Raw genomic sequence first — 20,053 nt, forward strand, 5'->3', positions numbered from 1 at the left:
TAATCCTAGAAACAATTAAGCCTCAGCACCTTTATTAGCTGCTTCATCATCTTGAGTAGTAACAACTGTAACAACAGCTTTAGAAGCATCACCAACAGGATCAACACCTTCTGGGAATTTAATATCACTGATATGTAAACTATCGCCTACTTTTAATTCACTAACGTCTACTATTAACTCTCTAGGTATAGAACCTGGGAAAGCTTTGATAGGTAAACCATATTCTACTTGTTCAAGAGTACCGCCGCCTAAACGTACGCCTTCTGGTATACCTTCTATATGAATAGGAACAAAAGTTTTGATTTTTTTATTTCTATCTATTTCATAAAAATCTATATGTCTAATAACTCTTTTTATACCATCTATTTGATAATCTTTTACTAGAACTTCTCTAGCTTTATCATTCTCTATATCTAAAGTGATGATATCATGCTGACCTGCTAAAGAGAAAACTTTTACAAAATCTTTTAACTCTACAGCGATAGAATATTGATTTTCTCTACCGTAAAGAGTAGCTAAAGCGTAACCTTCATTTCTTAGTTTACGACCAACACTTTTAAATTTAGTATCTCTTTGTAAAGCTTTTATAGTATAATTCTCACTCATATCTTCTTTCCTTATTATATTTTACTTATCAAATAGAACACTTATAGAAAGTTCCATATGTATATGTCTAATAGCATCAGCAATAACTGGAGCTACTGAAAGAACCTCTATTTTGCTTCCTAATCTGTCTTTCATAACTCTTAAACTATCTGTGATATAAAGTTTTTCTATATCGCTGGCATTTATTCTCTCATAAACATCACCAGAACATACAGCATGAGTTATAAATACATATATCTTTCTCATACCTGCTTTTTTTAAAGCCTGCATAGATTTTATAAGAGTACCGCCTGTATCTATTATATCATCTATAATAATAGCGTCTTTATCTTTAACATCACCTATAATATTCATAACTTCGCATTCATTAGCTCTGTCTCTTCTTTTGTCTATTATAGCAATATCAAGATTCAATTGTTTAGCTATAGCTCTAGCTCTTCCAACACCGCCTATATCAGGTGATACTATAATAGAATTACTCATATCAAGGTCTTTTCTTATTTTATCTAAGAAAACATTTTTTGATAACATATGATCAACTGGAATATCAAAAAAACCTTGTATTTGAGCTGCATGCAAATCAAGAGCTAAAACTCTATGAGCTCCAGCCTCTGATAAAAGATTAGCAACTAACTTTGCAGTTATAGGTACTCTAGGTTCATTCTTTCTATCTTGCCTAGAATATCCGTAATATGGTATAACAGCCGTAATACGTTTAGCACTAGCTCTCTTTAATGCATCTATTATACAATAAAGTTCCATCCAACTTTCACTACTAGAAGGACGTCCTGTAGGTTGAATTACATAAGTATCCTTATTTCTAACAGTTTCTTCTATTTGAACGAAAGTTTCACCATCAGCAAACTTCCTTATTTCCATATTGCCTAATTTTAAACCAAGATTTGCTACTACATCTTCAGACAATTGAGGATTTGCTGTACCACTTAATATTAATATTTCGTCTGTTATTCCCATGTAAATACCATTATAAGCAGAAAAGTTGGGGTGGAAGGATTCGAACCCTCGAATAATTGGACCAAAACCAATTGTCTTACCGCTTGACGACACCCCAGTATCAAAAAATAGATTCAATTAAATCTACAAGTTTGATTATTTTACTATACAAACAAAATTTGTCAATACCTTTTAAACAATATTTATAAAAAATAAATAAAAATATAATAAAAAATCATTGATAAAAAACCAAAATAAGTTATTATTGTTGCATAAAAACAATAAGGTTAATTATGAGCATTAATCTGGATAAATACGCATTAGTAGACTTCGATTTTATAAAAAGTCATTTAGAAATTATTAAATTTCACTCCAAAGAAATAGTATGTTTGAACGAAGATAATATATGTTTATCTTTACCAAATCATAAATTAGATATACTATTCGATAAAAATTATGTAAACTCTGATTTATTCACTAAATTTTATATAACAAAATCTTCAAAAGAAATATTAGATCTTATTTTAGAAGCAAAAGATAATAAAAATTATAAAGAAATTAAAAATATTAATCAATTCTTAAAGATATATAAAGACTGTTTGCCTGATTCTGAAATAACAAAAAGATTTGAATATGATATACTTGAAATTATTTTAAGAGAATCACCAAAAGCAAGGGCTATTTCATTAGAAAATCATTTGGATATATTAAATCAATACTATGATAAGCATTTATACAATGAAACTATAGATTATATATTGGATATTATGACTGAACTTGCCTTCATAGAAAGGATTAACTTGATTTATTTGATTAATGCCGCAAAAGACAGAATAAATCAAATATATTTTGACAATGTAGAATATTATGATACTCAGCATATATCAAATAATATAATACTATCTGTAACAAAATTAATTGATAAAATATATCCTAATATTGATTTATTCTACAAATTTGATACTTTCACCTGCAGAAACGTTATAGGACATGGAAACAGAGTATTTATAATGTTTATAGAATTTTTCCTATACTACAATGAGCAAGTAAAAAGTCAATTTGCATTAAAAACTATTGCTAATTTCAATAAAAAATTCAAAAAATATTATAAAAAAATATTTAAGCATTACAAAATTAATAAAAAAACTATAACTTTTGAAAATATATTTAAAAACGGATTAAAAAAGATTTCATTACCTAATATAGCTATTTTTGCTGCTGGTGCTTTCTGGCATGATGTTGTAAAAATAAAACAATTAGATTATTTAAATATTAATAAATCAAAAGAATATAATAAAAAATCCACTTCTCATGCTATTAAAGGATATCAGTTTTTAAAATTATTCAGAAATTACAATGATGATATATCTTTGATTGTTGGAATGCATCATGAATACTATGGACATGGATACAGTGTTTTAAGAGCATTTATGCATAAGCAAATCAAGGAAAATAAAGAAATAAATCCTATATGGCTTATATCAAGTAATTCTGAAGATATAGAAAGGCTTGAAAGTTTAGCATTCTTACCAGCTAAAATTTTGGAAATAGTAGATTTATATGACACTATAGTACTACCTCAAAAGAACTATGATAGAAGCGGATTAGAAGCTAAAGAAGCTGTAAAACTCATATATAAAAATTATATAAAAGATGATACACAAATAGACCCTATATTATTTGACTTATTTATTAACTTCTTAAAAGATATAAAAAAAGAAGATGTTATTAATCCTTTTGATGAACAATAATATTTAATATAATAAAAGTATCATTATACCTCCATTAATTATGTTCAAAAGGTATTGTAATCAACTTGATTTTTATAAACAATAATGTTTTTTTGGTTATATCAACAAATACATAGCACCATTGGTTGAGAAAGTTGAAATTTTCAGTATATACCTAAACAACTATATTTTGTAAAAAATAAATTTATATTTTTGTTTTTATATCTGGGGCTTTACCCTTACGAATTACACAGTGTGCAGCACCCAAGTTCTTTTGCGACCGAAGGAAGTACTGTCAAGTATTGCATAAGGCACAGCCGCCTTCGACGAGAACCTATATCCTCGACAGGCTCGGATACGCTTCGCGAAAGTGCAAGTGTAAAAATCAGTACTAAATCATACTAAAAATGTCTTACATGTAAGATAATTTATTAAATTAAAGCCAAAATGTAGCCTTTCGCCGCAGGCAGGCTGTGCCTGCTTCTTTGTGGCAATACCACCCTAAAGGACTTCCTATGGTCGCAGGCACTTTCTTTGGTCGCAAAAGAAGTGGGGTGTTACGAAGTACGCAGAGCGGTGGGGCTAGTCCCCACAAATAATAAAAATAATAAAATAATTTTTGACAAAGTATATTTGTTTAGGTATATACTAAATAATAAGTCAGATTTTTTTAAAAAGCATTAAGAATTGCTTATTTACAATACATTTATAAAAATTATTGATTCAAGTATATATTAATTAATACTCGCCTTCATCATTTCCAACATAGTATTTGAAAACGTCATAAGGAGAATAAATACCTAAATCTGTTACAATAGCACTAACCAAATGAGGAGGAGTATAATCAAATGCAGGATAAAATCCTTTAACTCCCTCTTTAGAAGTTTTTACTCCCATAGCCTCTGTTACAAGCTTTTCATCTCTGAATTCAAAATGTATATCATTATATCCATTATAGCCTTTATCCGGAGCCCCTGTTACAAAATAAGGGATTCCTAAATATTTAGCTACAATAGCTATTTGAAAAGTACCTATTTTATTTACAACTGCCCCATTCAAACATATCAAATCAGCAGCAGAAGTAAATACATCTATTTTTTTCTCCTGCATAGTATAAGCAACCATATTATCAGTTATAACTGTAACATCAGCTCCTTGATCATAAGCAACAGTAGCTGTAAGTCTTGCTCCTTGGAAATAAGGTCTTGTTTCAGCACATACAACTTTTATATCTTTATTTTTATTTTGGAATTCCTGTATCATAAAGCCTACTATAGACTCACCGAAACATTGTGTAAGTATAGTACCTTTATCCGGATACATTGAAACTAAATTTTCTGCTATTTTTTTTATTTTGGAGTATCTTTTAGTAGATAAATCTATACCCATATTGAACATAGCTTCTATAGGGTCTTTATTAGATTTTATAGCTTCTATACCAGCATCAAGACAGTTTTTAGTTATAGACATCATTCTTGCACTTGTAGTAGGTCTTGAATTCGCTAACGTATTGCAGGCATTAGTTAAAAACTCTATTCTGTCACTACCTTCCAAATGTCTTGATTCATAACCAGCCAACGCCATACCCATAGCAACGGCCAAATAAGGGCCGGCACTTTGAGTAACCATATCAGCTATAGCTTTTGAAACTTCTTTATGGGTTTTGCATTCAACAAAATTTACTTTATTAGGATAAACTCTCCTATCCAATATTTTAACGCAGCCTTCATCATACCAAGCTATATTTTCAAATTGAAGCATAAAAGCTAAATTTTTATCTATCCTATCAAGCATAAAAAACTCCAAAATAATTAAAATTAGATATTATTAAAATTTAAATTCTGAATTACATTATCAACAAATTTCATAAACTTATCTTCTTCAGAAAGTTTATCTCTATATATAATACATTCTATACCTAAATTTAATAATATATATTCCATTTTCTTTCTAGTATCTTCATCAGTAACAGATTCAATCTCTTTTACCTTAGCACATCCGGTAGTTCTTCTTAATATTTCAAGTCCGCAAATACCATAAGATGTTTTTAATACTTCAAGTAAATAAAATTCTATAAAACCATCATTTTGCACTGAAACATCAATACTTTCATGTATAAATTTAGTAATGAATTTATCTTTGAATAATTTTATTATATCATCTATAACTTTGTATAGGAAAGAGGTATAATTTTTATCATTAGTAATAACTAAATGGTAAATATAAGCAAATATAAAATTAGCTACTATAGTACCTACATCATACCCTATTGGCCCATAGAAAGCAAATTCACAGTCCATAATCTTCATACAATCGTCTTTAACAAATATTGAACCTGTATGTAAATCTCCATGTATCAAGGCTTGTGAATGATTCATAAATTCGCATTTTAATTTTGCTGCCTCTAGCTGAATATGTTTATTATCATAAAGATTTGTTTTTACAAAATCATTTAAAGATGCAGAAAAACTATTTTCATTTAAAACATTAAAAAATGGCTCTCTAAATACAAGTTCTTCACTTATCTTACATAATTCTTTATTTACATATTTTGCTGCATTATCTTTCTTGATAAAACTATCTATAAAGAAATCTGCTGTAGATAAGGTGCTTTCAACTAAAAAATCAGTTATTTGCTCTTGTAAATGATGATAAATATGTCCTTTTATCAAAGCATCTCTTAATGGAATATAATCTTTTAAATCTTCCATTACAAATAGCTTCATTACCTTATCTATACATATAACTTCAGGTGCAAGATCTGGAAGTATATCTCCATAATAAGATAAAACTTCAGCCTCTCTCCTATTTCTATTAACATCTAGTACTCTTCCTGATGAATTACTTCTTGTATGAACACCAGCCTGCTTTAATATTATAGACTTTTCTCCATTACTTATTCTATAAACATAATTGATATTACCATCACCTATTTCCTTACAAGTAATGTTATCATCTGCTTTAAAATATTTAAGTTTCTTTTTTACATAAAGAAGAACATCTTTTTCTTCCATTAAAAAATATTCATTAAATCTTAACATTGTTTAAACCCATAAATAAATTTCTATCAAAAATATAGCATAAAAAGTGTAAATATCAATAGGCTTATAAAAATAGATATTAGATATATAATATACTATATTTGCAATATTATCTTAACACTTATTATAAAATATATAAAAATAACAGTTTTTATACAAGTGCCTGATAATTAAAATATTTAAAGATCGGTATATATTTAATTAAATATAGTCTATTAAAATATAATTATACTATATTTTTTACATTTTAGTATTTATTAATTTTGTTGTTCTTTATATAAAAGCGTTTAAATAAATAAATTAAGTACTATAACAGCTTAAATACAACTTAAATCTTACCATACATTTAATACATATCCTTAAATAAATATATTTTATATTTTTTATTATATATAAACAATTTATACAACTATTTACATATAAATTTATAAAGAATATGTATATATTTATAATAATAATAAATTAACGACTTTTAAAAAACGAAAAAGCTTATAAAAATTAAATATCAAAACCTCATAATAATTCTGATATATATTAAAAAACACAAAAAATTTATGCTTATTAGTGAAATAATTATCAAAAAAGGTATGAAAAAACCAAAAAAAAATGACACTTAATATAATATACCTTGACCAAGTATGTTTTTTGTACTATACTAAATACTAAATAAAATAATTTTATATTTCTAAAAATTAAGGGGTTAAATATTATGAAAGTTATTGTAATCGGTTGTAACCATGCTGGTACATGGGCAGCAAAAACATTGAAAGCTACAGATCCTAATTGTCAGGTAGTTACTTATGATAGAAATGATAATATATCTTTCTTAGCTTGCGGTATTGCTCTTTGGGTTGGCGGAGTAGTAAAAGACCCTAAAGGCTTATTCTATGCTAGTCCAGAAGGTTTAAAATCTGAAGGTATTGATGTTCATATGGGACATGAAGTAATGAAAATAGACTGGGCTAATAAGAAATTAACAGTTAAAGAATTAGCTACTGGAAAAGAATTCGAAGATAATTATGATAAACTTATCCTTGCTACTGGTTCTTGGCCTGTAACTCCTCCTATAGAAGGATTAAAACAAGAAGGTACTAAATATGGTCTTAAAGAAGGTATTTTCTTCTCTAAACTATATCAGCAAGGACAAGAAATTATTGATGAAATAGCTAAACCAGAAGTTAAAAAAGTTATGGTAGTTGGTGCTGGTTATATAGGTGTTGAACTTATAGAAGCATTCAAAAACCATGGTAAAGAAGTTATCTTAATGGAAGCTATGCCTAGAGTTATAGCTAACTACTTTGATAAAGAAATCACTGATGAAGCTGAAAAAAGAATCAAAGAAGCTGGCATAGAAATGCATTTAGGTGAAACTGTTAAGAAATTTGAAGGCGAAGGCAGAGTTAAAAAAGTAGTTACTGATAAAGGTTCTTATGATGTAGATATGGTTGTTATGTCTGTTGGTTTCAGACCTAATAATGAACTTTATAAAGACTATTTAGAAACTTTACCTAATGGTGCTATAGTAGTAGATACAACTATGAAAACTACTAAAGACCCTAATGTATTTGCTATAGGTGACTGTGCTACTGTATATTCAAGAGCTTCTGAAAAACAAGAATACATTGCTTTAGCTACTAACGCTGTAAGAATGGGTATTGTTGCTGCTAATAACGCTTTAGGAAAACATGTTGAATACTGCGGTACTCAAGGTTCTAATGCTATTTGCGTATTTGGATATAATATGGCTTCTACTGGCTGGTCTGAAGAAACAGCTAAGAAAAAAGGCTTAAAAGTAAAATCTAACTTCTTCAAAGATGCTGAAAGACCAGAATTTATGCCTACTTATGAAGATGTATTAGTAAAAATCGTTTATGAAGAAGACAGCAGACGTTTATTAGGTGCTCAAATAGCTTCTAAACATAATCATGCTGAAGCTATTCATGCATTCTCTCTTGCTATACAAAATGGTATGACTGTTGATCAATTTGCATTGTCAGATTTCTTCTTCTTACCTCACTATAACAAACCATTATCTTGGATGACTATGGTTGCTTATACTGCTAAATAATTGTAATTAATTTTATACAATATCATTTAAGCCCTAATAAATTTATATTTATTAGGGTTTTTTTTTGAAAAATAAAAAATTTAAATATTTTTTTCTTGAAAATAAAGTTATTTTAACTTAGTATAAATCAGCATAATGGTATACTCTTATCATTTATAATTTTTTCATAACAACATTACTAATAGATAATAAAATATGAACACTAAATTACAATATAATACATTAGTGATATTGATTGGTATAATATCAAACCTTACATTAGTGTCTATAGTAGTAATTTTGAACATACCATATTTATTTATGGACTCTATAGGTACAATATTAACTGCTGTTGTATTAGGCCCTATATATGGTGCTATTGTTGGAATGCTTACTAATTTAATAACTTCTCTAACAATAGATTATATTAATTTGCATTTTACTATTGTAAATGTTTTTATAGGAATAACAGCAGGAATTATTGCTAAAAAATATTATTTAAAAAGTTTTTTCAATGCTATAATTATTGGAATAATCATAGGTATAGTTTCTGGACTGATATCTGTGCCTATATCTATAGCTTTGGGCTATGAAGTTCCAAATGAAATGCTGCATAAATATATAGAATCTTTAATAAATAGCGGAAAAAGTATTGCATTATCAACATCAATTGTAGTAATGCATGATGCCATTTTTGATAAAATACTATCTTGTTTAATTGTGTGTTTTATAGTAAATAAAATATACTTTTTCAAAATATACAAATAGTATTATAAAGTTTATATGGAGAAAAGTATGATAAACAAAGTTAAATACTATATATTAATATTATTTATTGGCATAATATCAAATATAGCTTTAGCATTTATAATACTTTTCTTAAATATACCATTCTTATTTATGGACTCTATAGGTACAATATTAACTGCTGTTATACTAGGGCCTTTATATGGAGCAATTGTTGGCATTATTACAAATCTAATAACATCTGTTACAATAGATTATATTAATTTGCATTTTGCAATTGTCAATGTTTTGATAGGATTAATTGCAGGATTTATAGCTAGAAAATATGATTTCACAAAAATAAAAGTATCAATTATAAGCGGTTTAATTATTGCAATAATAGCAGGCTCAATATCAGCACCTATTTCTATAATATTAGCTAAAGGATTTACAACAGGTACTATAGACCAATATATTAAAGCTTTAATTAATAGCGGAAAAAGTCTTACTACATCTGCTTCTATAGGAACATTTTTAACAAATATATCTGATAAAATAGTTTCTTGCTTATTAGTTTCACTATCAGTAAAAAATGTATATTTCTTCAAAATGTATAAATAATTTTATAAAAATATCTTTATATTCCGAAAAATTTAAAATAGTTATATAAGTATTATATATTGAAAATTATTTATTTTCTATATATGATATTTACATGATGATATATTGAATGTCTTTGGAGGCTATTTGTAGTTTTATGGAGAAAAAATTATAGATGATATTAGTATGATGCTTCTCGGTATTTTTATCAATACTATATTAGGACATTTAATCATACTATTTAAAATACCATTTTTATTTATGGATTCTGTAGGAACAATTCTAATCGCTGTAGTATTAGGGCCTATATATGGATCTATTGTAGGAATAGCAACAAATTTTTTACTTTCTATGACTATAGAGTATGTTAATTTGCATTTTGCCATAGTTAATGTAGTTATAGGTATAACTGCAGGAGTAATAGCTAAAAAATATGATTTTTCAAATATAAAAGTTTCATTTTTTTCTGGAATTGTTATAGGAGTAATTTCAAGTATGGCAGCAATACCAATAGCAATTATTTTGGCTAAAGGTGTTACTCATAAACCTATAGACAATTTTGTTCAAGTACTAAATAATAGCGGAAAAAGCCTTTTAATATCAATAACTATTAGCACAGTATCAAGCTCTATGTTGGATAAAATATTGTCTTCTTTAATTGTATCTATAGCAATAAAATCAATACCTTTTTCAAATAAAAAAAATCATCATAAATAATATAATTTTGATAATTTTATAATAAAATAGATAATTATATAAATAAAAAGCTATTGAAAAATAAAGTTTATCGTTGTATATTATAGAATAAGAGATTATTTATGGTAGATATTTATGGATAATAATTTAAAATACAACTTATTAATTGTATTAATAAGTGTTATCATTAATTTCGTTTTAGCATTTATAGTATTAGTTTCAAATGTACCATTTTTATTTATGGATTCTGTAGGTACCATTCTCACTGCTATTATACTAGGGCCTGTTTATGGTGCTATGGTTGGTATTATAAGTAATATACTTATATCTTTTTTAAGTGATTCACATTTATAGGTCTTATAGTGGGACTTATAGCTAAGAAATTTAAATTTAATATAATATCAGCAATAATTGTAGGCTTAATTATAGGAATAATGTCGCCAATAATGGGAGTTCCTATATCTATAATATTAACAGAAGGTTTCAGCGGCGGTACTATAGATAATTTCGTTACATCTTTAATGGATAAAGGTATAAATATAATTGAAGCTTCATTTATTGCAATAATGTTTTCTAATATATTTGATAAAGTATTATCCTGTATTATTGTATATATTTTATTAAAGAAGGTTCATTTCTTTAATAAATACCTGCATATAGAAAATAGCCCTGAAACTAAAGTGCAAGAATAAAAGAGGTAAATAATAATGATTTTCGATGCCCACTCAGATATATGGACAGATGTAGCTGTAAAAAGTTCTAAAGGTGAAAATAATATAATAAAAAAATATCATTATGATAATTTAATAAAAGGTAAAATAGGCGGTTCAATATTTGTTATATGGGTTGAACCTGAAAATTATCATAGAGCATTAGAAAGAGTAAGAGAAATACAAGATGCAATAAAAAAAGAATCAGAATATATTAATGATATAATATTAATAGCAAAAAGCTATGATGATATAATAAAAGCACAAAAAGAAAATAAATTATATATTTTTATAGGTTTTGAGGGGCTTATTTCTATTGATGATAATATTAGTTTATTAGATGAATATTATGATTTTGGTGCCAGACATGCAAGCCTTACTTGGAATGAAGAAAATAAACTTGCGACGGGAGCAAGAGGAGATTCAAACAGAGGATTAACTCCATTAGGAAAAAAGGCTGTAAAAAAGATGCAGGAAAAAGGAATGATAGTTGATGTATCTCATCTTAATGATAAATCATTCTTTGATATTATGGATATTACTTCCGCACCTATTATAGCTTCTCATTCTAATGCAAGAGCTTTATGCAATAGTATGAGAAATCTTACTGATGAACAATTAAGAGCCATAAGAGATGTGAATGGTGTTATTGGATATAATTCATACAAAGATTTTACAGATGAAAATATAGATAAACAGACTTTAAACAGAGCTGTAGATCATATAAAATACATAGCTGATAAAATAGGTATAGATCATATAGGGCTTGGTTTTGATTATAACGAATATTTTGAAGATGAGAAAGTTCCTCCTGCTGTAAAAGGATTAGAAAATGCTTCAAAATCTTATGATATTATAATCAAATTAAAAGAAGCTGGTTTCAATAACGAAGAAATAGAAAAGATTGAATATAAAAATTTCCATAGAATAATAAAAGAAATTATTAAATAGTTTATTGCTATAGATAAACTATTTAATAAAAATTGTTCTATATTAGTATATACCTAAACAAATATATTTTGTCAAAAATAAATTTATATTTTTATTTTGATATATGGGGGCTTTGCCCCACCCCCCCAGTTCTTTTGTTGGCACAAAGAACCTATATCCTCGGCGGGCTCGGATACGCTTCGCGAAAGACTGCATTTTTAGTATATATCCTATATTTAATAGGCATATTTTTTAATATAAAGTTCTAGCAATTGCGTTTTTCGCTCTGCGTGCCGTAGGCAGCGACTTTTTTGTGCGGCAAAAAAGTTGATAATTATATATAAAGTGCATTGGTTGACAAAATTAAAATTAGTTTTTATATTGTTATTATTTTCGGGGACTAGTCCCCGAACCCCTACTTCTTTTGGTGACCCAAAGAAGCAAAAGGACTGCATTTTTAACACAAATATTGGTTTTACTTCACATTTCAAACAAAACTTAATAATATTTTATGCTATTAATAAATCAAAATTACATTTATAAATAACTCAAAATTGACAAAATATAGTCGTTTAGGTATGTATAAAGCTAATTATAAAAATTGTGATCCTCTGACAAGTTTACTTGGCAGAGCCTTATAGCTAACAATTTTTATTAGAAATAATAATAAATTAATGATCTATTTTTATAAATAAAGATAAATACAATTTCATCTCTTTTTCAGTTTCTTTAACAAGATTGAAATTACTGTTTGATAAAGCCCATTCATAAAAAAATCCTCTAAAAAACACTATAAGCCTTTTAGTTATAGCCTCTGAACTATCATCATATATAACCAAATTTGATTTTTTTAATGAATCAACCAAAGATAAAATATGATTATAAAAAAAAGCATCTTTTGATAATAAAGCATTATTCCTATTCATAATACTATAATTGAATATTTCAAGTATTAAATCCCCGCCTAATTCATCAACTAATTTAGAAAATTCTTTAAAAGCATATAATATATCTTTATATGAATTAGTTTTATCCCTTGATAATATTTTTTCTTTATATACTTCAGCATTTGTAGAAAAAATATAAACTATTATTTCCTGCTTATTAGTGAAATAATGATAAAAATTTCCTATAGATATACCAGCATTAGTACAAATATCTTTGATTTGAAGATCATTCAATGAATGTTCTTTCAATAAATTTATAGTAGTTTCTACTATTTTTTTCTTTGTTTGCTCTGCTTGTTCTTTTCTTGTTACTTTTTCCATATTTTTCATAAAAGAATTATAACAAATAACTTGACAAATTGCAATTATATAATAGAATTAATTCAACGAATTAGTTCAATGAATTTATTCTATAAAAAACAAGGAGTGAATTTGATGAATAAAATATTAACTTCAATACTTTGTATTTTTTTAATATCCTATTCTTCTAATAATTTCAATGCAGAAAGAAAAGAAGCCACAGAATACACTAAAAAAGAAAATGAAAAATTAAAAAACTATTTGCCGTTTAATGACAATACTGATTTTGAAAATGCAAGCAGAGGATTCATAGAAACTTCAGACGGAAACGTTTCTTTTCCTTTTATTTCAAATCAGTCTGCACCAGATACAGTAAATCCTTCATTATGGAGACAAGCTCAATTAAATAATATATCCGGTTTATTTGAAGTAACTCAAGATATATATCAAGTAAGAGGTTTTGATTTAGCTAATATAACTTTTGTAAGAGGCGATACTGGCTGGATTGTAATAGATGTTTTAACTACAAAAGAATCAGCATCTAAAGCAATAGAATTATTCAGAAAGCATAAAGGAAATGACCCAATAACAGGAGTAATATTCACACATTCACATGTTGATCATTTCGGAGGAATAAGAGGAGTTATAGAAAACAATAATATACCTATTGTGGCACCTGAAGGATTTTTTGAGGAAGCTGTATCAGAAAATCTTTTAGCAGGCAATGCTATGAGCAGACGTTCTTCTTATATGTACGGAGGACTTTTACCAAAAGATGAAAAAGGTACCGTTGATGCCGGACTTGGTAAATTAGTAGCAACTGGAACTCCCGGAATTATAAAACCAAACAAAATAATATCTAAAGATTATGAATCATTCACAATTGACGGAATAGAGTTTCAATTTTTAATGGCACAAAATACAGAAGCTCCTGCAGAGTTTATGATTTATATACCAAAATACAGAGCTGCATCAAGTGCTGAAGTAATGAATCATACACTTCATAATTTATCAACATTAAGAGGAGCAAAAACAAGAGATTCTATTATATGGGCTAAGGCTATAGAGAAATCAAAAGAATTCTTAAAAAACAGAACCGATGTCTTATTTGGTTCGCATCACTGGCCTATATGGGAACAAAGAAATATAGATGATTTTCTAAATAAGCATGGAGATTTATATAAATATATTCATGATCAAACTTTAAGGCTTGCTAATATGGGATACACTCCTATAGAGATAGCAGAAAAAATACAGATACCTGACAATTTAGCAAAAGAATTTTATAACAGAGGTTATTATGGTTCTGTAAATCATGATGTAAAAGCTGTTTATGATTTTTATTTCGGTGCTTGGTGGGACGGAAATCCTGTTAATTTATATAAACTTCCTCCTGAAGAATCAGCAAAAAGATATGTTGAGTTTATGGGAGGAGAAGATAATATAATAAAAATGGCTAAAAAATCTTATAATGAAGGAGATTACAGATGGGTTGTTGAAGTACTAAATCATGTTGTTTTTGCCAATCCTAATAACATAGAAGCAAGAAGACTCAGTGCAGATGCTATGGAACAGCTTGGATATCAAAGTGAATCTGCTGTTTGGAGGGCTTATTTACTTACTGGTGCCTATGAGCTTAGAAATGATATAGATTCAAATATGAAAGCTCCTCAAACTACATCATTGGATATGATAAATGCATTATCTGCTGAAAACATGTTTGAATATATATCAGTTGCTTTAAATCCTGATAAAGTAAAAGATAAAAATATATCAGTACTTTTTAATATTACAGATGATAATAAATATCTTGTAAAAATTGAAAACTCTGTATTAAAATATAAAAAATATAATAATGAAAATACTGACTATACGATAGATATTAACATGTCAGATTTTAAAAAGGCATTATTTACTAAAAAGGCAGATGATTTAAATATTAACAATAAAGAAACATTTAATGATTTTTTATCTTATTTTGATAATTTTGAATACTGGTTTAATATAGTAACACCATAATTAATAACATCTTAAAAATAACAAATAAAAGCAATTTATTAAAACTTTATTGTTTTTATTTGTTATTATTTTTTTATATTTCTTTATACTCAATTTTTTTAATAAATCAAAAAATTAATATATACCTAAACAACTATATTTTGTCAGAAATAATTTTTTTAAATTTTAAATATCTGCAGGCTTTGCTCTTACGAAGTACACAGAGTGCAGCCCCCACTTCTTTTGCGACCGAAGGGAGTGCCTGCGACCATAGGAAGTCCTTTAGGGTGGTGTTGCCACAAAGAAGCTTATATCCTCGATAAACTCGGATACGCTTCGCGAAAGGCTACATTTGGGCTTTAATTAATAAATTATTTTACATGTAAGACAATTTTAGTATGATTTAGTACTAATTCTATCCTTGCACTTTTTGCAACTTTGACGAAGTCCGCAGAGCGTATTCGGCGGGAAAAAGTTGAATAAAAAAATTGACAAACTTCAAAATTTTCAGTATATACCTAAACAATTATATTTTGTCAATTTTATTTTTTATATTGTTATTATTTTCGGGGACTAGTCCCCGAACCCCTACTTCTTTTGCCGATTAGGCACCTACTCGGTGGTGACCCAAAGAAGCAAAAAGACTGCATTTTGGCTTAAATTTAGTAATTTATCTTATATGTAAAACATAATTAGTATGATTTAGTACTAATTTCACACTTGCACTTTTTGGTTCTTTTTGCGGCGGGAAAAAGAACAATAAAAAAATTGACAAACTTAAAAATTTTCAGTATATCTAAACAATTATACTTTTTTACTTCTTAATTATTATTTTTATAATAATAACAAATAAAAAATTAATACATAAACATAGCGTCGCCGTAAGAAAAAAATCTATAATTATTTTCTATAGCTAGCTTATAAGAATTCATTATATTATCATAGCCGGCAAAAGCACTAACCATAGCAAGCAATGTTGAATGAGGTGTGTGAAAATTAGTAATTAAAGCATCAACACATTTAAACTTATAAGGCGGATAAATAAATATATTAGTAGAACCTTCCATTCTTTTAAAATCATAATTATCATATTCGCTTTCTAATACCCTTGCAACAGTAGTTCCGCATGATACAACTCTCCTACCCTCTTTTTTGGCATTGATTATTATATCATAACTTTCTTTCGGTATTATAAATTTTTCTTCATGCATAACATGATTGCGTAAATCATCTTCTTTTAAAGGATTAAAAGTTGAAAAACCAACATGCAATGTAACATAACAGACAGTAATTCCCATAGACTTTATTTTTTCTAAAAGCTCTTTAGTAAAATGAAGTCCTGATGTAGGAGATGCAATACTTCCTTCGTTTTTAGCATATACATTCTGATAAAATTCTTTGTCTTTATCATTGTATTCTTCCTCGCCTTTCTTTTTTCTGCTTTGAATAATATATGGAGGAAGCGGAACTTTACCTATAGCATCTAAAATTTCACTTGTTAATGGTTTAGAAAATTTTATTAATTTAGTTGATATATTATCTTTTTCTAATACTGCCTCAATATTTCCAACATTCTCTAAATTGCTGTAATCTAAATATAATATATCCTTCTCTTTTATATTTTTTCCTTTTATTAAACATTCCCAAGTACTTTCATCATCATTGAATTTATTAAGAAGCAATATTTCAACATTACCGCCTGTATTCTTCTTTGCATATATTCTAGCTGGTATTACCTTGCTGTCATTGAGGACTAAAACATCGTCTTTTTTTAAATAATTGATTATATCGGAAAATATTTTATGCTCAATTTCTCCAGTAGATTTATTTAATATCATTAACTTACAATGATCCCTTTCATAGTTCGGAGTTGTAGCTATTAAATTTTCTGGTAAATAAAAATTATAAGTTTCTTTATTTAAATAATCTATCATAATTTATTGCCGCTTTCTTCAAATTAAAATGTTACTATTATTTTTCTTTGTCTTAAGAATTTTGTAAGACTCTTTTTTGTAGTAGAGCTTGATTTTATTATGGCATATTCATCATTGATTTTTGTCATAATAATACCTTTTCTTTTTGACTCATACATGATTTCTTCTAATTTATTAACATCTTTTATAATAACTAGAGTTACATTATCATAAACATGAGAAATAATACCTCTTTCATACCATCTTTTTATACTTGTTTCAATATGTTTAGGCATTTCAACATTATTATCTAAAAGTATATTCTTCAAAACCACTAAAAATTTATCGAATACATAATCAGAGTTTTCATCACTAATTATAGTTTTTCCTTTTAATATACTTTCTTCTGTCATAGTATAAGTGTAAACTGTTTCCTGTTTATCAAGTTCAAAATACAAATTACACATATAAATAAAATTATTAGAAAATAAATAATGATTAATTAAAGTCAATTCAAAATTACCATTCATAAAACATTTTTTATCATTATTTTCTTCATTTGAAATTGCTCTAATTGCTAAGATAGCATTCTCATAAAAAGAAGCCTCAACAAGTCCTAAAACGAACATAGAATATATAATATTATTATACATTTCTATTGTAATAGATGATATGCTTTCTTTTAATTTCACAAATAATATAGATTTAGATATACTTTTATCTTCATCTAAGATATTAAATACTTTTTTGTAATAATCAGAATAATTTTTATAAATATTTTTTAATATAAGCTCTTGTCTAGCCTCTATAGAATTTGATAAATAATCTTTTATATTATCATATTCCAAAGATATATATCCCTTATTATCAAGTTTTATTAGAGATAATTTTGAACATATATTAATTATAATATTAGAATCTATATTATTAGTTAAGAAATCAATATTTATATCATCAGTACATAATTTTTGAACATCACATTCATAAATAAAAGTTTCAATATCATTCAATATATTAAAATGATTGTTTATAAATATAGAACTTCCTATATTATCTTTTAAACTCTTTTCCAAATTGGATAAAACATTATTATTATTAATTCCTATATAAGGGTAAAGTTCCTCTCCAAAGAAATAAACAGAAACTATATTAGCCTTACATAAAGCAAATAATTCATCATCATCTATTTTTGCTTTATTATAATCAATGATATTTCCATTTTCATATATATTTATTATTTTCTGCAAATATTTTTTATATACATTTGCAGTATATGAATTATCTGTATAACTAGGAATTTTTATATTATCTTTTAATAAAATATTCTCTATTATAGGCTTTACATTAGGAAGAAAATATAAAGTATCATCATGAGAGTTTAATCTTCTTCTTTTTATTTTTAAATACAAAAGACCTGATTTTTTTATCTCATCGATATAATTAAAAAATACAGGTATTTGTTTTTGAGTATACTTAAGTGAATAAGCTATATCTATAGAATTTAATTCTTTGCTTTCATGCTTTAATAAATAAAGAATGATATTTTTAGCATCTTTAGATAAAGTATGAAACCTAAAAGAAACCAAAGATATATTAGAAGACTTAGTATCCAAGTCTTCTATACTTTTCACCTTCCAAGTTTTAAATAATTCTTTTAGAGTATCTTTAGAAATTTGGTCATACATAATTGTTATTCTTATTTAATTATAAAATATTTAAAGAAGCCTTGTTCTACATTATCAGGTCTTTTTGACTGTATCCAAGCAATCATAGGCTGACCTTTAATTTGTCTGTATGGAACAAGTCCCCACATTCTACTATCGCAGCTTTGATCCCTATTATCTCCCATAACAAAGAAATAATCTTCAGGAACATTGTATATATATTCATCTGGTCTGTCTTCAGTATTAGGAACATATATATTCATCCAATACCATAATTTTATATCATCGCTTACTATTTTATCATTGATATAAACTTCAAAAGAACTAAGATCATTATAATAATCAGTTCTGTCTACAATTTTTTTGAATATTATAACATCACCCTTTTTAGGAACATAAATAGGGCCATATATATCTATAATAGGAACAAACTCTCTGTCATTTCCATAGAAGAAATAACCCCATTTGTCTTCTATTTCATTACCATTAATAATGATTTTTTTATTTCTAATTTCAACAGTTTCTCCGGCAGTAGCTATTACACGCTTAACAAATTCTTTTCTAGGATCCAAATCAACTGTTTTAAGCCCAAAAAATAAATTTGCCGGTGCTAAATGAGTTCCGCCTGTAAGTTTTTCTCCTATATAATCGGCAAGCAAAAATCTAGGATCCCAAGAAAAAGGAGTTAAAGCAAATACCATAACTGGAAGTTTTAACATTTGAACCAATGGAGAAGGCTCATAATAAGGCATAGCAGATTCGCATCCGAAAGAAGCTGAAGGAGGAGCTCTAAATACTACTAAATCTCCCCTTTGAGGTGATTTAATCTTTGGAAGTCTGTATCCTAAAAGTCCGTCTGTAAATGGAAGTTTTACTCCATAAACGAATCTATTAGCAAAAAGTCTGTCGCCAGGCATAATAATTGGTATCATAGAGCCTGTAGGAATTTGATAATTCTGTATTAAAAATGTATTTATAAGAAGCACTATTACTATAGCATATAATATTTCTTTAAGAGTATGTTTAAAATTACGGCATTCGCCTATTATAGTTTCTGTAATATTTTTTATAGGATTCTCCATTAATTTAGCCCCTTCCAATAATAAATATTGATGTAAAAGTATATAATAAAACTATTAAAATAGCAATTAATAATAACCTATTATTATCAAAAATAGTTATACTAAAAAA

At 26.9% G+C, this 20,053-nt stretch carries 17 protein-coding genes and 1 tRNA gene; 9 read left to right on the top strand and 9 right to left on the bottom strand.

Annotated features, from left to right (window positions below):
- Positions 1–15: 15 nt before the first annotated feature.
- From R4K56_RS03605 to R4K56_RS03615, 3 genes are all read right to left on the bottom strand, one after another.
- Entirely contained in the window at positions 16–606 is a 591-nt protein-coding gene (locus R4K56_RS03605) for a 50S ribosomal protein L25 (RefSeq protein WP_297298956.1), read from the bottom strand.
- A 21-nt stretch (positions 607–627) separates the two neighbouring features.
- Positions 628–1,581: a ribose-phosphate diphosphokinase gene (locus tag R4K56_RS03610; protein WP_335758103.1), complete on the bottom strand. Its 954-nt coding sequence runs from the start codon at positions 1,579–1,581 to the stop codon at positions 628–630.
- Positions 1,582–1,606: 25 nt separating this feature from the next.
- Positions 1,607–1,678: transfer RNA gene (locus tag R4K56_RS03615), tRNA-Gln, on the bottom strand.
- Between the two features lie 175 nt (positions 1,679–1,853).
- Between R4K56_RS03615 and R4K56_RS03620 the strand changes: the two genes are divergently transcribed.
- The gene (locus R4K56_RS03620) at positions 1,854–3,311 is read left to right on the top strand and encodes an HD-GYP domain-containing protein (RefSeq protein ID WP_335771886.1); all 1,458 of its coding nucleotides are present in this window, start codon (positions 1,854–1,856) and stop codon (positions 3,309–3,311) included.
- A gap of 717 nt (positions 3,312–4,028) precedes the next feature.
- On the opposite strand, the gene R4K56_RS03625 is transcribed toward R4K56_RS03620, so the two are convergent.
- Positions 4,029–5,084 carry an S-methyl-5-thioribose-1-phosphate isomerase gene (locus R4K56_RS03625; RefSeq protein ID WP_335758101.1) on the bottom strand — a complete coding sequence of 352 codons (1,056 nt, stop codon included), beginning with the start codon at positions 5,082–5,084 and terminating at the stop codon, positions 4,029–4,031.
- Positions 5,085–5,107: 23 nt separating this feature from the next.
- Positions 5,108–6,331 (bottom strand): S-methyl-5-thioribose kinase, encoded by a 1,224-nt coding sequence (gene mtnK, locus R4K56_RS03630; protein WP_335771887.1) that lies wholly within the window; start codon positions 6,329–6,331, stop codon positions 5,108–5,110.
- A 709-nt stretch (positions 6,332–7,040) separates the two neighbouring features.
- Between mtnK and R4K56_RS03635 the strand changes: the two genes are divergently transcribed.
- The 7 genes from R4K56_RS03635 to R4K56_RS03665 all read left to right on the top strand — a co-directional run bounded on the left by R4K56_RS03635 (position 7,041) and on the right by R4K56_RS03665 (position 12,061).
- On the top strand, positions 7,041–8,399 hold the full coding sequence (locus R4K56_RS03635) for an FAD-dependent oxidoreductase (RefSeq protein WP_335771888.1): 1,359 nt from the start codon (positions 7,041–7,043) through the stop codon (positions 8,397–8,399).
- A 195-nt stretch (positions 8,400–8,594) separates the two neighbouring features.
- On the top strand, positions 8,595–9,146 hold the full coding sequence (locus R4K56_RS03640) for an ECF transporter S component (RefSeq protein WP_297297320.1): 552 nt from the start codon (positions 8,595–8,597) through the stop codon (positions 9,144–9,146).
- Positions 9,147–9,173: 27 nt separating this feature from the next.
- On the top strand, positions 9,174–9,725 hold the full coding sequence (locus tag R4K56_RS03645; RefSeq protein ID WP_335758097.1) for an ECF transporter S component: 552 nt from the start codon (positions 9,174–9,176) through the stop codon (positions 9,723–9,725).
- Between the two features lie 165 nt (positions 9,726–9,890).
- The gene (locus tag R4K56_RS03650) at positions 9,891–10,421 is read left to right on the top strand and encodes an ECF transporter S component (RefSeq protein ID WP_335771889.1); all 531 of its coding nucleotides are present in this window, start codon (positions 9,891–9,893) and stop codon (positions 10,419–10,421) included.
- 114 nt (positions 10,422–10,535) lie between these two features.
- Complete coding sequence (locus R4K56_RS03655) at positions 10,536–10,754, top strand: hypothetical protein (protein ID WP_335771890.1); 219 nt, start codon at positions 10,536–10,538, stop codon at positions 10,752–10,754.
- Between the two features lie 8 nt (positions 10,755–10,762).
- Positions 10,763–11,092 carry a hypothetical protein gene (locus R4K56_RS03660; RefSeq protein WP_335771891.1) on the top strand — a complete coding sequence of 110 codons (330 nt, stop codon included), beginning with the start codon at positions 10,763–10,765 and terminating at the stop codon, positions 11,090–11,092.
- Positions 11,093–11,107: 15 nt separating this feature from the next.
- Positions 11,108–12,061, top strand: coding sequence for a dipeptidase (locus tag R4K56_RS03665; RefSeq protein ID WP_335771892.1), 954 nt, complete (start codon positions 11,108–11,110; stop codon positions 12,059–12,061).
- Positions 12,062–12,711: 650 nt separating this feature from the next.
- Here the strand turns inward: R4K56_RS03665 and R4K56_RS03670 are convergent.
- Entirely contained in the window at positions 12,712–13,308 is a 597-nt protein-coding gene (locus R4K56_RS03670; protein WP_335771893.1) for a TetR/AcrR family transcriptional regulator, read from the bottom strand.
- A 114-nt stretch (positions 13,309–13,422) separates the two neighbouring features.
- On the opposite strand from R4K56_RS03670, the gene R4K56_RS03675 reads away from it, so the two are divergent.
- Complete coding sequence (locus tag R4K56_RS03675) at positions 13,423–15,306, top strand: alkyl/aryl-sulfatase (RefSeq protein WP_335771894.1); 1,884 nt, start codon at positions 13,423–13,425, stop codon at positions 15,304–15,306.
- Between the two features lie 836 nt (positions 15,307–16,142).
- On the opposite strand, the gene queA is transcribed toward R4K56_RS03675, so the two are convergent.
- The 3 genes from queA to lepB are packed head-to-tail and all read right to left on the bottom strand — an operon-like array spanning position 16,143 to position 19,944.
- On the bottom strand, positions 16,143–17,219 hold the full coding sequence (gene queA, locus R4K56_RS03680; RefSeq protein ID WP_297297305.1) for a tRNA preQ1(34) S-adenosylmethionine ribosyltransferase-isomerase QueA: 1,077 nt from the start codon (positions 17,217–17,219) through the stop codon (positions 16,143–16,145).
- Positions 17,220–17,242: 23 nt separating this feature from the next.
- The gene (locus R4K56_RS03685; protein WP_335771895.1) at positions 17,243–18,883 is read right to left on the bottom strand and encodes a hypothetical protein; all 1,641 of its coding nucleotides are present in this window, start codon (positions 18,881–18,883) and stop codon (positions 17,243–17,245) included.
- An 11-nt stretch (positions 18,884–18,894) separates the two neighbouring features.
- Positions 18,895–19,944 carry a signal peptidase I gene (lepB, locus tag R4K56_RS03690; RefSeq protein WP_335758397.1) on the bottom strand — a complete coding sequence of 350 codons (1,050 nt, stop codon included), beginning with the start codon at positions 19,942–19,944 and terminating at the stop codon, positions 18,895–18,897.
- Positions 19,945–20,053 lie beyond the last annotated feature (109 nt).

Origin of the sequence: Brachyspira pulli, assembly GCF_036997785.1 — a bacterium.
GTDB classification, from domain to species: Bacteria; Spirochaetota; Brachyspiria; order Brachyspirales; family Brachyspiraceae; genus Brachyspira; species Brachyspira pulli.

What these genes read in the sequence shown, in the direction of transcription:
- mtnK (WP_335771887.1), bottom strand. Translation starts at nt 6,331, where the DNA reads ATGTTAAGATTTAATGAATATTTTTTAATGGAAGAAAAAGATGTTCTT.
- R4K56_RS03640 (WP_297297320.1), top strand. Translation starts at nt 8,595, where the DNA reads ATGAACACTAAATTACAATATAATACATTAGTGATATTGATTGGTATA.
- R4K56_RS03625 (WP_335758101.1), bottom strand. Translation starts at nt 5,084, where the DNA reads ATGCTTGATAGGATAGATAAAAATTTAGCTTTTATGCTTCAATTTGAA.
- R4K56_RS03620 (WP_335771886.1), top strand. Translation starts at nt 1,854, where the DNA reads ATGAGCATTAATCTGGATAAATACGCATTAGTAGACTTCGATTTTATA.
- R4K56_RS03670 (WP_335771893.1), bottom strand. Translation starts at nt 13,308, where the DNA reads ATGGAAAAAGTAACAAGAAAAGAACAAGCAGAGCAAACAAAGAAAAAA.
- R4K56_RS03605 (WP_297298956.1), bottom strand. Translation starts at nt 606, where the DNA reads ATGAGTGAGAATTATACTATAAAAGCTTTACAAAGAGATACTAAATTT.
- R4K56_RS03665 (WP_335771892.1), top strand. Translation starts at nt 11,108, where the DNA reads ATGATTTTCGATGCCCACTCAGATATATGGACAGATGTAGCTGTAAAA.
- queA (WP_297297305.1), bottom strand. Translation starts at nt 17,219, where the DNA reads ATGATAGATTATTTAAATAAAGAAACTTATAATTTTTATTTACCAGAA.
- lepB (WP_335758397.1), bottom strand. Translation starts at nt 19,944, where the DNA reads ATGGAGAATCCTATAAAAAATATTACAGAAACTATAATAGGCGAATGC.
- R4K56_RS03635 (WP_335771888.1), top strand. Translation starts at nt 7,041, where the DNA reads ATGAAAGTTATTGTAATCGGTTGTAACCATGCTGGTACATGGGCAGCA.
- R4K56_RS03645 (WP_335758097.1), top strand. Translation starts at nt 9,174, where the DNA reads ATGATAAACAAAGTTAAATACTATATATTAATATTATTTATTGGCATA.
- R4K56_RS03655 (WP_335771890.1), top strand. Translation starts at nt 10,536, where the DNA reads ATGGATAATAATTTAAAATACAACTTATTAATTGTATTAATAAGTGTT.
- R4K56_RS03610 (WP_335758103.1), bottom strand. Translation starts at nt 1,581, where the DNA reads ATGGGAATAACAGACGAAATATTAATATTAAGTGGTACAGCAAATCCT.
- R4K56_RS03650 (WP_335771889.1), top strand. Translation starts at nt 9,891, where the DNA reads ATGATGCTTCTCGGTATTTTTATCAATACTATATTAGGACATTTAATC.
- R4K56_RS03685 (WP_335771895.1), bottom strand. Translation starts at nt 18,883, where the DNA reads ATGTATGACCAAATTTCTAAAGATACTCTAAAAGAATTATTTAAAACT.
- R4K56_RS03675 (WP_335771894.1), top strand. Translation starts at nt 13,423, where the DNA reads ATGAATAAAATATTAACTTCAATACTTTGTATTTTTTTAATATCCTAT.